Source organism: Corynebacterium auriscanis (genome assembly GCF_030408435.1).
GTDB lineage: Bacteria > Actinomycetota > Actinomycetes > Mycobacteriales > Mycobacteriaceae > Corynebacterium > Corynebacterium auriscanis.
The window spans coordinates 1,252,426-1,265,691 of the sequence record NZ_CP047046.1 but is presented as its reverse complement, the minus strand read 5'-3'; the positions used below and the strand labels follow the sequence as shown (position 1 = coordinate 1,265,691).

11 protein-coding genes are annotated in these 13,266 nt (G+C 58.4%); 6 read left to right on the top strand and 5 right to left on the bottom strand.

Translation table 11 applies throughout. The features are described from left to right. The first annotated feature begins 172 nt into the window (after positions 1-172). From gap to CAURIC_RS05250, 5 genes are all read left to right on the top strand, one after another. Positions 173-1,180: a type I glyceraldehyde-3-phosphate dehydrogenase gene (gap, locus tag CAURIC_RS05270; protein WP_035113155.1), complete on the top strand. Its 1,008-nt coding sequence runs from the start codon at positions 173-175 to the stop codon at positions 1,178-1,180. Positions 1,181-1,377: 197 nt separating this feature from the next. After that, positions 1,378-2,589: a phosphoglycerate kinase gene (locus CAURIC_RS05265; protein ID WP_290183403.1), complete on the top strand. Its 1,212-nt coding sequence runs from the start codon at positions 1,378-1,380 to the stop codon at positions 2,587-2,589. Between the two features lie 128 nt (positions 2,590-2,717). Further along, positions 2,718-3,497 carry a triose-phosphate isomerase gene (tpiA, locus tag CAURIC_RS05260; RefSeq protein WP_290183402.1) on the top strand — a complete coding sequence of 260 codons (780 nt, stop codon included), beginning with the start codon at positions 2,718-2,720 and terminating at the stop codon, positions 3,495-3,497. Positions 3,498-3,595: 98 nt separating this feature from the next. After that, entirely contained in the window at positions 3,596-3,832 is a 237-nt protein-coding gene (gene secG / locus CAURIC_RS05255; protein WP_035113156.1) for a preprotein translocase subunit SecG, read from the top strand. Positions 3,833-3,984: 152 nt separating this feature from the next. Further along, positions 3,985-4,566: a GNAT family N-acetyltransferase gene (locus CAURIC_RS05250; RefSeq protein WP_052094733.1), complete on the top strand. Its 582-nt coding sequence runs from the start codon at positions 3,985-3,987 to the stop codon at positions 4,564-4,566. Between the two features lie 3 nt (positions 4,567-4,569). On the opposite strand, the gene pgl is transcribed toward CAURIC_RS05250, so the two are convergent. The 5 genes from pgl to tkt all read right to left on the bottom strand — a co-directional run bounded on the left by pgl (position 4,570) and on the right by tkt (position 11,536). After that, the gene (pgl, locus tag CAURIC_RS05245; RefSeq protein ID WP_290183401.1) at positions 4,570-5,337 is read right to left on the bottom strand and encodes a 6-phosphogluconolactonase; all 768 of its coding nucleotides are present in this window, start codon (positions 5,335-5,337) and stop codon (positions 4,570-4,572) included. 12 nt (positions 5,338-5,349) lie between these two features. Beyond that, complete coding sequence (locus CAURIC_RS05240; RefSeq protein ID WP_035113157.1) at positions 5,350-6,399, bottom strand: glucose-6-phosphate dehydrogenase assembly protein OpcA; 1,050 nt, start codon at positions 6,397-6,399, stop codon at positions 5,350-5,352. 30 nt (positions 6,400-6,429) lie between these two features. Further along, entirely contained in the window at positions 6,430-8,001 is a 1,572-nt protein-coding gene (zwf, locus tag CAURIC_RS05235) for a glucose-6-phosphate dehydrogenase (RefSeq protein ID WP_035113159.1), read from the bottom strand. 46 nt (positions 8,002-8,047) lie between these two features. Then, a complete protein-coding gene (tal, locus tag CAURIC_RS05230; protein ID WP_052094736.1) occupies positions 8,048-9,190 on the bottom strand; it encodes a transaldolase in 1,143 nt (380 codons plus the stop codon). A gap of 261 nt (positions 9,191-9,451) precedes the next feature. Then, complete coding sequence (tkt, locus tag CAURIC_RS05225; protein WP_035113160.1) at positions 9,452-11,536, bottom strand: transketolase; 2,085 nt, start codon at positions 11,534-11,536, stop codon at positions 9,452-9,454. A gap of 204 nt (positions 11,537-11,740) precedes the next feature. Here tkt and CAURIC_RS05220 point away from each other — a divergent pair, with 204 nt between their 5' ends. Further along, the gene (locus CAURIC_RS05220) at positions 11,741-12,694 is read left to right on the top strand and encodes a heme o synthase (RefSeq protein WP_035113161.1); all 954 of its coding nucleotides are present in this window, start codon (positions 11,741-11,743) and stop codon (positions 12,692-12,694) included. Positions 12,695-13,266: the final 572 nt, after the last annotated feature.

Sequence of the window (13,266 nt, the reverse complement as noted above, 5' to 3'; positions counted from 1 at the left end):
GATCCTACTGTCCGGGGGGCTCATCTAAGGTCATTGTGCTTAAGAAGGCGCCCTAGATGGTTATAAATTTTGGTCATTATTCACTTCTGACTGCGCAATCCCGTGCCCGTCGGTAGCATGAGGTAGGCAAGAGATTACCTGCACAACCAGCTACTGATTTAGGAGTCCAACAGTGACCATTCGAGTAGGCATCAACGGGTTCGGCCGCATTGGTCGTAACTTCTTCCGTGCTGTTCGCGCGCAAGCCGCTGATATCGAGATCGTCGGTGTTAACGACCTGACTGATAACAAGACCCTGTCCACCCTCCTTAAGTACGACTCCGTGATGGGAGTTCTCGATGCTGAGGTCACCTACGATGATGAGTCCATCACCGTTGATGGCAAGCGCATCACCGTAACTTCCGAGAAGGAGCCAAAGAACCTCAAGTGGGGCGAGCTGGGCGCAGATATCGTCATCGAGTCCACCGGCTTTTTCACCGACGCCAACGATGCCCGCGCACACATCGATGCTGGTGCGAAGAAGGTCATCATCTCCGCGCCAGGCAAGAATGAGGATGCCACCTTCGTCATGGGTGTAAACCATGAGGAGTACGACGCAGAGAAGCACACCGTGATCTCCAACGCGTCCTGCACCACCAACTGCCTGGCACCACTGGCTAAGGTTCTATCTGACGAGTTCGGCATCGTTCGTGGCCTGATGACCACCGTTCACGCCTACACCGGTGATCAGCGCCTGCACGATGCACCGCACAAGGATCTCCGTCGCGCCCGCGCCGCGGCTGTGAACTTGGTTCCTACGTCCACCGGTGCTGCTAAGGCCGTCTCCTTGGTTCTGCCTGAGCTGAAGGGCAAGTTGGACGGCTACGCAGTGCGCGTACCTGTCATCACCGGTTCCCTGACCGACCTTACGTTTGAGGCCGAGAAGGAGGTCACCGTCGAGTCCGTGAACGCCGCGCTGCAAAAGGCAGCTGAGGGACCACTGAAGGGCATCCTCAAGTACTCCAATGGCGAACCCCTAGTTTCCACCGACATCGTTGGTGATTCTCACTCGTCGATCTTCGACTCCGGTCTGACCAAGGTGATTGACAACCAGGTCAAGGTTGTGTCTTGGTACGACAATGAGTGGGGTTACTCCAGTCGCCTAGCTGACTTGACGAAGTACGTGGGCGAGCGCCTCTAATTCGGGGAATTACCCCCGTTATCCACATGAGTTTTTTGTGGCACGCACGCTGTCTCAAGGACAGTTCCCCCGTGTGGGGGGCGTGCCCTTTTTCATGCGCCCACAGCACTGGGTCGCGTGGGCAGAATATAGTTAATAGCATCCATCTCAACCATTAAAAGCGTGCGAATGTAACCAGCATGGCTAAGGAGTAGAACATGGCAGTGAAAACCGTTCAGAATCTCATCGATGAAGGGGTAGAAGGTCGCCACGTCCTCGTCCGCGCGGACCTCAACGTTCCGCTCAAAGATGGTGAAATCACCGATCCCGGCCGTATCGACGCTTCGGTTCCCACGCTCAAGGCGCTACTGGAGGCCGGCGCGCGCGTGGTTGTAGCTGCTCACCTCGGCCGCCCGAAAGGTGAGCCGAACCCTGAATTCTCCTTGGCCCCTGTTGCGGAAGCCTTGGCAGAGCGCTTGGATCAGTGGGTTCCACTAGCTGCGGACGTCACTGGCGAAGATGCGCACGAGCGCGCCAATGGCCTGAACGATGGCGATATCCTGCTGCTGGAAAACGTTCGTTTTGATGCACGCGAAACCTCGAAGGATGAGGCCGAGCGTGCAGAATTCGCCGGTGAGCTCGCGGCCCTGACCGCCGACAACGGCGCATTTGTTTCCGATGGCTTCGGTGTAGTCCACCGTGCGCAGGCTTCGGTTTACGATGTTGCCAAGAAGCTGCCACATTACGCTGGGGGATTGGTGGAGACCGAGCTTGAGGTGCTGAAGAAGGTCAGTGAAAAACCAGCTCAGCCCTATGCAGTCGTACTGGGTGGCTCCAAGGTATCCGACAAGCTAGGAGTGATCGAGGCGCTGGCCCCCAAGGTCGACAACCTCATCATCGGTGGCGGCATGTGCTTCACCTTCCTCAAGGCACAGGGCCACGAGGTCGGCGGCTCATTGCTGCAAGAGGACATGTTGGATACCTGCCGTGACCTCCTAGACCGCTTCGGCGATGTCATCGTGCTGCCCAAGGATGTGGTTGCTGCGGAGGAGTTTGATAAGGATGCGCAGCACAAGACGGTTGGTCTGGATTCCATCCCTTCTGATTGGATGGGCTTGGATATCGGACCAGAATCCGTTAAGGCTTTCGCCGACATTCTGTCGCGGGCCAAGACCGTGTTCTGGAATGGCCCCATGGGCGTATTCGAGTTCCCGGCATTCGCTGAGGGCACCCGTGGCGTAGCCGAATCCATCATCTCTGCCACCCAGGATGGTGCATTCAGCGTGGTTGGCGGTGGCGATTCCGCCGCAGCCGTACGTACCTTGGGCTTGGACGAAGATGGCTTCTCTCACATCTCCACCGGTGGTGGCGCTTCCCTGGAATTCCTCGAGGGCAAGGAGCTGCCGGGCGTCGCTGTACTAGAAAGCTAGAAGCCCCAGCAGATAAACAGGCGACCACACAACTGACCATCCAACCCTGGCTGGGCTCTGAACGTCCCGGTCAATGTCCAGTGTCGGTCGCAGTCGTACCCGCTCACACAACTAAAGGAGAACCCGCTGTGTCCCAGCGCACCCCGTTGATTGCCGGTAACTGGAAGATGAACCTCAACCACCTTGAGGCAATCCAGGTCGTTCAAAAGTTTGATTTTGCCCTGCCAAAGGATTACTACGAGAAGGTCGACGTAGCCTTCATCCCTCCTTTCACCGACATCCGCTCTGTGCAGACGGTAGCCGATGGAGAGAAGATGCTGTTCACCTACGGCGCTCAGGATGTCAGCGAGCACGAATCCGGTGCATACACCGGTGAGGTCTCCGCGGCCATGCTGGCAAAGTTGGGCTGCAGCTGGGTCGTGGTTGGGCACTCTGAGCGCCGGCAATACCACGCCGAAACCGATGAACTCGTGGCGCGCAAGGCCAAGGCAACCCTAGGCGCGGGGATGAGCCCCATCGTGTGTGTTGGCGAACCCCTGGAAGTCCGCGAAGCAGGCGAGCACGTTGATTACGTGGTCAACCAAACCCGCGCGTCGCTGGAGGGCCTCAGCACCGACGATCTGGCTAAGACCGTCATCGCCTACGAGCCGGTGTGGGCCATCGGGACCGGTAAGGTTGCCTCCGCGGCAGATGCTCAGGAAGTCTGCAAGGCCATCCGAGCATTAGTCGCAGAACTTGCCGGCGAGGAGATCGCAGCCGGCATGCGCATTCTGTACGGCGGTTCCGTCAAGACCGACTCGGTGGCTGAAATCGTCTCCCAGCCCGACGTGGACGGGGGACTCGTTGGTGGTGCCAGCTTGGACGGTGGAGACTTCGCCAAACTGGTAGCCGCAGCTGCCAAGGCATAAGCACGTTCGCAAGGCGCGTGTCACTTTTGCGTGAACGCGCGTCGATGGGTAGATTTAGACTGTTATTAGCTTCAACGACAGTCATTTAGGGTAGGAAATTGATCCTCGCACTTCAGATCATTTTGGTCATCACGAGCCTCCTGATGGGGCTGTCTGTGCTTTTGCACAAGGGTAAGGGTGGCGGCCTGTCCAGCCTGTTCGGCGGCGGCATGCAATCTAACCTGTCGGGTTCCACCGTGGCAGAGAAGAACCTCGACCGCTTGACCATTGTCACCGCACTAATCTGGGTGTTGGCGATCATCGGCCTGAACCTGGTTCTGTACTACGGTAACTAGATTCGCTACTACGGCAACTAGCTTCGCGCTTTCAGCCACGGGGTTCCCACAGGGCGGGCTCGGTTCGCAGAACCGGCCCGCTTTTCGTATTCGGGGTATAAAGAGGGTGAGGAGCTCACCACCACGCTCGAGCGGTGAAAGGTATAACCCCGATGAGTCAAGAACCCTTTGGATCCATAGAGTCTGCAGAACTCACCGACGGTGTAGTACGTCTGCGTCCGTTGCGCGTCACGGATGCGCCTCAGCTGGTCAAGAGCGTGGACGCACGCATGATCGCTTTCACTCACATTCCGGTCAACGACCCCGGTGATTACACCATCGCATACGCGGTGAAGCACATCGAAGGCCTCATCCGCGCAGCGGGTACCGTGGCATGGGCGCTGACGGAACCGGATAACACGGGGGACCGGTACTGCGGCAGCATCGAATTCCGGCAGAACCCATCCGGACGCAACCCATTTGAGGGCGAACTAGGTTATAACACTGCGCCGTGGGCTCGCAACAGGGGACTGCAGGGCCGAGGGGTCCGGCTAGCCACGAAACACCTTTTTCAACAGGGTATTCACCGCGTGGTGATTAAGGCGCGCGTAGACAACATGGCCTCTAGGTGGGTCGCAGAGCGCGCTGATTTCGCCTTCGAAGGCTTTGCACGGGATGCCGAGCACCTCCGCGACGAGTTCTACGATCTCGCCGTCTACTCCGCGCTACCCACCGACCCGGCCTACCGCACCTAGCACCTAATCGGATAACCCTGCTGCCGCTTCCTTGTCTACCCACAGCAGAGTTTTCTTTCTACCCGACGCCAACGCGGCTGGCCACAGGTATTCCTCATCCGTGCCAGCGGCCACCTTGGCAGCCGCTTCTGCCTTAGCACCCCCGGCGACGAGTAGCCACACCTCATCGGCGCTACCTACGGCATCGATGCTGAGGGAGACTCGCTCTGGTGGAGGCTTCGGGCAATCGCGCACCGGCACCACGATGTCCTGGGGATTCATCAATTCCGGAGTATGGGGGAACAGGGAATTGATGTGCCCTTCCGGGCCCATTCCCAGCAAATGGATGTCGAACCCTTCCGGTGCCTGCTCACGAACGGTGGCAGCATAAGCCGTGGCGGCGTTGTCCAAAGAAGAAACCTCGGGCGAAGAGTAACGAAACACCTGGTGGTCAGGAATGGAGACGTGATTAAGAAGTGCCTCGTCAGCCTGGGTGTCATTGCGTTCCGGATCGCCGACGGGCAGAAAGCGCTCGTCGCCGAAGAAGATGAGCACGCGGTTCCAGTCGATGCGCCCGGTGGGAAAGTCCTCCGCACTGCGAACCGCGGCGTGATCGAGGGCAGCTAGGTGACGCAGAGTAGCGATGCCCGCGCCACCGCCGGTCAGCACCAACCGCACCTCGGGTTGGGTGCGTTGCAGGTGGGTGACGGCGTGAACGAGTTCACGGGCCGCAGCGAGAGCCAGGTCGTTTTGATCGGCCTGCACACGGATGTGAACGTGGGGACTAGTCATCGTAGAACCTTCCTAACGCAGGGATTCTTGCACGTCAAACTGTGAATCGTCGCGATCGACGAACCACTGATCACGGGAGTCGTAACGATTGCGGTCGGTTCCGGAACGTCCGCGGTGCGGACGGCTCACACGCGCGAGACCGCGGAGGGCATGGCCGAACGCATAGTCGACATCCAAGTGGCGCAGTTCTTCAGCAAGGCATTCATAAAGCTCACGGCGGCCCAGAGTGACTTTGCGCGTAATATCCCCAACGGTGAATTCCACCGTGTGGGCACTAGCGACCGCCACTCGAACATCCGTATCTGTGCGTCGCAATACGATGGATTCCAAGCCTAGGCACTCGTTGCCGTTGCCATCTAGGGGAACGGCAGGAGACCCGCTGACTTTGCGGGTGACAGGCACGTCCAGTCGATCCGCCAACCAGCCGGCAGCTATATCCACACTGGGATCGTCCAGCGGGCCAGACACCTCTGCTGCGAGAATATCCTCGTGTGGCGGTTGATCCAGCAGCGAGGCAAGCAATCCACGCCACAGCGTAATGCGACTCCACGCCATGTCCGAGTCCCCGCGAGCGTACGTCATGCGACGGCGGTATAGCGCGTCCGGATCGTCGTCGAACAGCGAGTCGGTGATACGTCGCGTTGCCAACGAGCCAATGCGGTCGGTCGATGGATTGCGGGGGCCGTGCGTGGGCCACCACGCGACCACCGGGGTATCGGGCAGCAACAGGGGAGTCACTACGGAATCGCGATGTGCACTGAGCTCACCGTACAGGTGCATGACGATGATTTCGGATGCGCCCGCATCACCACCCAGGCGAATCTCCGCATCTAAGCGAGCCTCCGCCGACGTGCGGTGAGTCACCAGCACCAGCACGCGCGCTGGGTGCTCGCGGGAGGCCTGGTGGGTAGCAGCGATGATGCTATCCAGATCGTCCTCACCGGTCGCGACAACGATGAGAGTCAGCACGCGGCCACTCGTCAGTTGACCGCGCTCGTCGCGGATTTCGCGCAGTCGCCGGATGACGTCGTGGGTTTTGGTATTAGGAAGATCAATGATCATGAGTATTAAACCTTTCGACCTGACGTGCTACTAGGGACGGCGCCACGCGCGACCAGTGCTGCGAAGCATCTTGTCGGCACTATCCGGGCCCCACGTACCGGCTGGGTAATCCTCGGGACGGCCGTGCATCGACCAGTATTCCAAGATGGGATCGAGGATCCGCCAGGACAACTCCACCTCTTCGTTGGTAGGGAACAGGCTGGCTTCATCCAACAACGCATCCAGAATCAAACGCTCATACGCTTCCGGTGATTGCTCGGTGAAAGCCTCGGAATAGCTGAAGTCCATGTTTACATCGCGGACTTCCATGGCGGATCCCGGAACCTTGGAACCAAAGCGCATCAGAACCCCTTCGTCGGGCTGCACTCGAATCACCAGCGTGTTGCTTCCCTGAGAAGCAGTTTGGTTTTTTCCGAACGGCAGGTGCGGTGCTTCCTTGAACACGAGCGCGATTTCTGTCACGCGACGCCCCAGGCGTTTGCCTGTGCGTAGGTAGAAAGGCACGCCGGCCCAGCGGCGCGAATTAATCTCAAATGTTGCCGCCGCGTAGGTCTCGGTGGTGGATTCGGGATCGAAGCCATCTTCTTGGCGCAAACCTTTGACCGGTTCGCTGCCTTGCCAACCGGATGTGTACTGACCACGGGCGGTGGTTTGCGCGAATGGACCAACGGGCCGAGTGGCGCGCAACACCTTGATCTTTTCCGTCTGCAACTCGGCGGGATTGAAAGCCACTGGTTCCTCCATCGCCACCAGCGCCAACAACTGCAGAAGGTGGTTCTGGATCACGTCGCGAGCAGCACCAATGCCGTCGTAGTATCCCGCACGTCCACCCAGACCAATGTCCTCGGCCATGGTGATCTGCACGTGGTCCACATAGTGGCTGTTGAAGAGAGGATCGAAGAGCTGGTTAGCGAAGCGCAGTGCAAGGATGTTTTGCACGGTTTCTTTGCCTAGGTAGTGGTCGATGCGGAAGACCGAGCTTTCGGGGAAGACATTATTGACAATGGAGTTCAGCTCGCGTGCTGATTCCTCGTCGTGGCCAAATGGCTTCTCGATAACCACGCGCCGCCATCCTTGGATAGCGGGAAACTCGTCGGTCGCCGATTCAATCTTCTCTCCACGCGCCAAGCCAGAACGATCCAATTGGTTACACACATCGGAGAAGTACTCCGGCGGAACCGACAGGTAGAATGCCCAGTTACCTGCAGTCCCGCGCGTGGCATCTATCTCACGGGTGAGTGCAGCCAAGTTATCGAAAGCCGAGTCCGTGGTGAAATCGCCCTTGGCAAAGAAGATGCCCTCAGCCAGCCGATCCCACACGGATTGCCGCCATGGGGTACGGGCGCGGTCCTTCACGGCATCGAGTACTTGGGCCTCGAACTCTTCCTTAGTCCAATCGCGACGACCATAGCCAATCAGGCTGAATCCGGGTGGCAGAAGGCCTCGGTTGGCAAGGTCGTATACCGCGGGAAGGAGTTTTTTCCGCGCGAGGTCACCGGTCACACCGAAAATCACCAAGCCACTGGGGCCGGCAATTCGTGGCAGTCGCTTGTCTAGGTCATCCCGTAGGGGGTTGATCCACTCCTGTGGCTGCGTCAACATCGAACTGATTGAGCGTTCCTCCGCCCCGTTTTCGATCGTCACCTGTTTACGCCTCGCCCTTCTTCGCCTGCAGCTGCTCTTCCACGGTCGCGAGCAGTTCTTCCCAGGAATCGATGAACTTCTGCACGCCTTCGCTCTCCAAGACCTGCCAGACGTCACATAGATCCACGCCGACGTTATCCAGTTGCTGGAATACCAGTTCAGCCTGCATCTTCTTATCGCTCAGCATGTCTTCATCGGCTTCGCTGTGAGCGATGACTGCATCGAGAGTTGCCTCTGGCATGGTGTTAACAGTCTGGGGCCCGGCCAGGGCATCGACATACAAGGTATCGGGGTAGTCGGGGTTTTTTACAGAGGTCGACGCCCACAACGGCCTCTGCACATGTGCTCCCTTGGCCTCTAGAGCTTCCCATCGTGGGTTTGCTAGAAGAACTTCCTGGAAGGCGGCATACGCAAGTCGGGCATTTGCCAGGGCTGCCTGGCCCTCCAGGTCTGCTTGGCCCAGATCATCCAGGCGCTTATCGATTTCCGAGTCCACGCGGGAAACGAAGAAGCTGGCTACCGAATGAATGGTGGACAAGTCTTTGCCTGCCTGGTCAGCTGCTTCGAGACCATCGAGAAATGCCTCACACACCTGGCGATAACGCGATACGGAGAAGATTAGCGTTACGTTCACGCTGATGCCCTCGGCTAGCACATCGCTGATGGCGGGAAGGCATTCCTCGGTCGCGGGGATCTTGATCATGACGTTAGGGCGACCCACCTTCTCCGCCAACTCCCGAGCTTGCGCCACAGTCGCACCACGGTCGTGGGCCAAGCGGGGATCAACTTCCAACGAAACGCGGCCATCCTGACCCCCAGTAGCCTCGTAGATTGGGGCGAAGGCCTCGCAAGCATCACGGACGTCATCGGAGGCCATTGCGAACACTGCGTTCACCGCTGGGATGTCCCCGGCTGCCAATTCCGCGATCTGTTCGTCATATGCGTTGCCCTTGCCCATTGCCGCAGCAAAGATTGCTGGGTTGGTGGTTACACCAACAATGCCCTTAGCGGAGATGATCTCGGTGAGGTTGCCGCTACGCAGGCGTTCGCGCGATAGATCGTCCAGCCAGACAGAGGTGCCTAGGTCACGAAGCTTTTGAATTGGCTCGGGGCCTAGTTGGGTGTGGGCGGAAGAACTGGTGTTCATGAAAGATGCTCCTAGGGACGTGAGAAATGAAATAAACGGGCTTACTTGAGATGGCTTGGCGACTCTGACCCAGCAAACGGCTGAGGGTTAGCAACCGGTCGCGGGGTAGAAGTCTCCTAGACGGGAACAACCAATTGGGTTTGCAAATGGTTGAAATTGGTAAAGGGAAGCTGGGTTAGTTCAGGGTGAGGGTTTTTTAAAAGGTCCGTTGGAGAAAGGACCCCGCGGCACAACGAACAACGGGGTCCTTAGACAGCTGGGTTATTTCCCGGCAACTTCTTTCGCCGCTACTACCACCGCATCAGAGGTGATCCCGAACTTCTCGTACAGGGTCTTGTAGTCGGCAGAAGCCCCATAGTGTTCCAGGGAGATGTTCCGGCCACCGAATCCGGTAAAGCGGTGCCATGGCATGGCGATGGCAGCTTCCACAGAAACGCGGGCGGTGACATCACTCGGCAGGACCGATTCGATGTAGGAGGCATCCTGCTCCAAGAACCATTCCATACAAGGCATCGAAACAACGCGGGCCCCGATACCTTGCTCTTCCAACTTCTCGGCGGCCTCAACCGCAAGTTGTACCTCAGAACCGGTGGACAGCAGAATGACCTCCGGCTTCTCGGTGGAGGACTCTACGAGTACGTATGCGCCACGACGCACGCCCTCAGCAGCCTTCTCTTTGGTGCCTTCCAGAACTGGAACATTCTGGCGGGTGAGGACTAGTGCCTTTGGACTCTCCTCGGCCTCCAGGGCAGCCATCCAAGCCTGAGCCGTCTCGTTGGCATCAGCAGGACGAATCACTGCCAAGTGGGGAATAGCGCGCAGGGCCGCCAAGTGCTCTACGGGCTGGTGGGTTGGGCCATCCTCGCCCAGACCGATTGAGTCGTGCGTCCACACATGGTAGACATCAGACTTCATCAAGGCCCCTAGGCGAACGGCACCACGGGCGTAATCCGAAAACTGCAAGAAGGTAGCACCGTATGGACGGGTTGGGCCGTGCAACGCAATGCCGTTGAGGATCGCAGCCATCCCGTGCTCGCGAATACCGAAGTGCAGATTACGCCCGCCTAGCTCTGTGGTGAAACTCCGCGTACTGATGCTCTCTGGACCGAAGGAAGAGGAATCCTTGATAATCGTGTTGGTGGAACCGGCTAGGTCAGCAGAACCACCCCAGAGCTCGGGCATGTCAGCACCAAGAACCTGCAGCGTAGCCTCAGAAGCCTTGCGGGTCGCGACCGAGTCACCGGGCGCCCACGTCGGCATCTTGCCTGCGAGGCCAGCGGGCAGTTCACGCGAGTAAAGGCGATCAAAAAGCTTTTTGTTCTCTGGGTTTGCAGCTGCCCACTCATCGAAAGACTTCTGCCACTGAGCATGGGCTTGCGCGCCGCGCTCTACCAAGCCGCGGGCGTGCTCCACAATGTTTTCCTCAACGGGGAATGGCTCGTTGGGGAAGTCCAGCTCCTGCTTGATACCGGCGATCTCGTCCGCACCGAGGGCGGAGCCGTGGGATGCGCCAGTGTTCATCTTGTTAGGCGCTGGGTAGGCGATGACAGAACGAAGACGAATGAACGTGGGACGAGTGGTTTCCGCCTGTGCTTTCGACACGGCGTCGAGGATGCCTTCAACATCTTCGCCAGTAACCTCCAGGGTTTGCCAACCGTATGACTCGTAACGCTTCACCACATCTTCGTTAAAGGCAATGGTGGTCTCGTCCTCAATGGAGATTCCGTTGTCGTCCCAGAAGACAATAAGGTTGCCCAGCTGCTGCGTACCAGCCAGCGAAGAAGCCTCACTGGTAACACCCTCCTGCACATCGCCATCGGATGCGATGACGTAAACGAAGTGGTCGAAAGGAGATTCACCGGGAGCTGCCTGAGGGTCGAACAAAGCGCGCTCACGACGAGCCGCCATGGCCATGCCCACAGCGGAAGCCAGACCTTGGCCTAGTGGCCCGGTGGTGATCTCCACACCATCGGTGTGGTGAACCTCTGGATGGCCGGGGGTCTTGGAGTGGTAGGTACGTAGAGCTTTGAGGTCATCCAGCTCCATGCCGAATCCACCCAAGTACAGCTGGATGTACTGCGTCAAAGAGGAGTGACCACACGAAAGAATGAAGCGATCGCGACCGACCCACTTAGTGTCCTTGGGATCGTGACGCATCACGCGCTGGTACAAGGTGTAGGCCAATGGGGCGAGACTCATCGCGGTACCCGGGTGGCCGGAACCGCAGTTTTCCACGGCATCCGCAGCCAGCACCCTAGCCAGATCGACTGCTCGGGTATCTTCTTCGGCCCAATCAGCTGGGTAATTACGTACGGTTAAAGCTGCCAATTCAGGGGAGAGCGTCACGTGTGCGAGCCTTTCCGGTTGCGTTCACAGTAGATATATCGTTACGCACTCATACTAGTGGTTTAAACAGACAGTGTGGGCTAGCGGTTGGACATTGCGGGGTGCCAGCCGTGCTCAGGACTCTTCCACTAGCGGCAAGCTGGGCCACTAGTTACCTATTCGGACAGCCCTCGGGTAGCGTAGGGGAGTACTGAATACATCTATATGGAGGCAGAGCAACCAGTGACCACCTTCACTGATAGGGTCAAGGCCTATATCGCTTTGACGAAACCCAGGGTCATCGAATTGTTGCTGGTCGCCACCATTCCGGCCATGCTGCAGGCCGCCCGGGGGAACGTCGATATCGGCCTGATCCTACTGACCCTCATCGGTGGCTGGATGGGGGCCGCTTCCGCCAACACTTTCAATATGGTGGCGGATTACGATATTGATCAGCTCATGCGCCGCACGCGCCGTCGCCCATTGGCGAAGGATAGCGTCACGGTTAATCAGGCTCGCGTTTTCGCCTGGGTCATGATGATCGCGTCCGTACTGTTCCTAGGCCTGCTCGCCCATTCGTGGCTGGCCGCCGGGTTCGTTGTGCTCACCATCTGGTTCTACATCTACGTGTACACCAAATGGCTGAAGCGCCGTACCTGGCAAAACGTGATCTGGGGCGGTGCAGCTGGCTGTATGCCCGTCATCGTAGGTTGGGCTGCTACCACGGATAACCACGGCGGTGCGTTCAACGCTGGCTGGGGTTCATGGATCCAGGCAATCATTTTGTTCATGATTATCTTCTTCTGGACCCCACCACACACGTGGGCACTGGGAATGCGCTACCGCGAGGACTACGAAGCCGCCGGTGTGCCCATGATGCCCGTGGTGAAACCACCCCTTGAGGTCACCCGTCAGATTCTGGCCTACACTTGGGCCACTGTGATAACCAGCTTGCTATTGGTTCCCGCGGCCGGCTGGATCTACACAGTCGCAGCACTGGCCTCCGGCGCTTGGTTCATCATCATGGCTCACCGCCTGCACAGCGGTGTGAAAAACGGTACGCCGGTCAAGCCGATGAAGCTGTTCTTCCTCTCGAACAACTACCTATCCATCCTCTTCGTCGCCCTCTCGGTAGATGCGGTCTTGGGATGGGATACCGTTGCCCAACTATTGACCTAAACCGAAGCATTTCCGGGACTACCAGGTGCGGTGCCTTATTGGGCTGTGGGGTTGTGCCCTAGTAGGTAAGGGGCGTGTGCCTTGACGGGTCAGGGACTGTGCCCTAGTAGGTAAGGGGCCTGTGCCTTGACGGGTCAGGGACTGTGCCCTACTGGGTTTGGGGGCGTGAGTCTTGACGAGTCGGGGACTCTGCCCTACTGGGTTTGGGGGCGTGTGCCTTGACGGGTCAGGGACTGTGCCCTAGTAGGTAAGGGGCCTGTGCCTTGACGGGTCGGGGACTCTGCCCTACTGGGTTTGGGGGCGTGTGCCTTGACGGGTCGTCATCTCTGCGAGGTGGGGTTCTTGTGGGTCTAAGTTGCCGACTCAGCAAGTGGGGTTTTTGAGGGGTGTAAGAATCCTACTGTTTGCGACGCGGTGTTGTTTTTAGCGGGCCGAAGAGCCAATTGATACTCGCGAGTTGAAACGAATGTGCAGCAGAACTCCGACAAAATGACGCGTTTTTGTTGGACTTCTGCTGCACATTGTGTGAACTAGCTTGCGGGCGGCAGGCACCCCGCCCCACGCCGTACGTT

Excerpts from the sequence above, each read along its gene's own strand:
- CAURIC_RS05265 (WP_290183403.1), top strand. The coding sequence starts at position 1,378 with ATGGCAGTGAAAACCGTTCAGAATCTCATCGATGAAGGGGTAGAAGGT.
- CAURIC_RS05250 (WP_052094733.1), top strand. The coding sequence starts at position 3,985 with ATGAGTCAAGAACCCTTTGGATCCATAGAGTCTGCAGAACTCACCGAC.
- pgl (WP_290183401.1), bottom strand. The coding sequence starts at position 5,337 with ATGACTAGTCCCCACGTTCACATCCGTGTGCAGGCCGATCAAAACGAC.
- CAURIC_RS05240 (WP_035113157.1), bottom strand. The coding sequence starts at position 6,399 with ATGATCATTGATCTTCCTAATACCAAAACCCACGACGTCATCCGGCGA.
- zwf (WP_035113159.1), bottom strand. The coding sequence starts at position 8,001 with ATGTTGACGCAGCCACAGGAGTGGATCAACCCCCTACGGGATGACCTA.
- tal (WP_052094736.1), bottom strand. The coding sequence starts at position 9,190 with ATGAACACCAGTTCTTCCGCCCACACCCAACTAGGCCCCGAGCCAATT.
- CAURIC_RS05220 (WP_035113161.1), top strand. The coding sequence starts at position 11,741 with ATGGAGGCAGAGCAACCAGTGACCACCTTCACTGATAGGGTCAAGGCC.